The following is a 408-nucleotide window of genomic DNA, read 5'->3' as shown; positions in this document are numbered from 1 at the left end:
TGCCGGTCTAGCTCAATTGGTAGAGCAACTGACTTGTAATCAGTAGGTTGGGGGTTCAAGTCCTCTGGCCGGCACCATGTCTACTACGACGAATATACTTCGTTGCTGACATGCGACGAGTAGCGATAGCGACGCAGGAGCATGGTTTTATAGAGACGCTTCATCGAAATAACATCAAGAGCAATTGGCTCAGTTACGAGCATACCATCCTCGAACTTACTACGAGTTGTCTCGACGCAACAGACTATATAGCAAAGCTATTAGAGGAAGAGACAGGAAGACGACGAAGGGAAACATCGTCTGTTATCATCGTGATTAACCACATCGAAATAACATCAAGAGCCATTAGCTCAGTTGGTAGAGCATCTGACTTTTAATCAGAGGGTCGAAGGTTCGAATCCTTCATGG

General features: G+C 45.8%; 1 tRNA gene. It reads left to right on the top strand.

What is annotated here, in order from left to right:
* Position 1 precedes the first annotated feature (1 nt).
* Positions 2-77, top strand: a tRNA-Thr gene (locus KH400_RS21625).
* The last annotated feature ends 331 nt before the right edge of the window (positions 78-408 follow it).

The organism is Desertibacillus haloalkaliphilus (assembly GCF_019039105.1).
GTDB classification, from domain to species: Bacteria; Bacillota; Bacilli; order Bacillales; family KJ1-10-99; genus Desertibacillus; species Desertibacillus haloalkaliphilus.
Note: the sequence above shows the minus strand (reverse complement) of the source record. Positions and strands in the feature narration are given on the sequence as shown.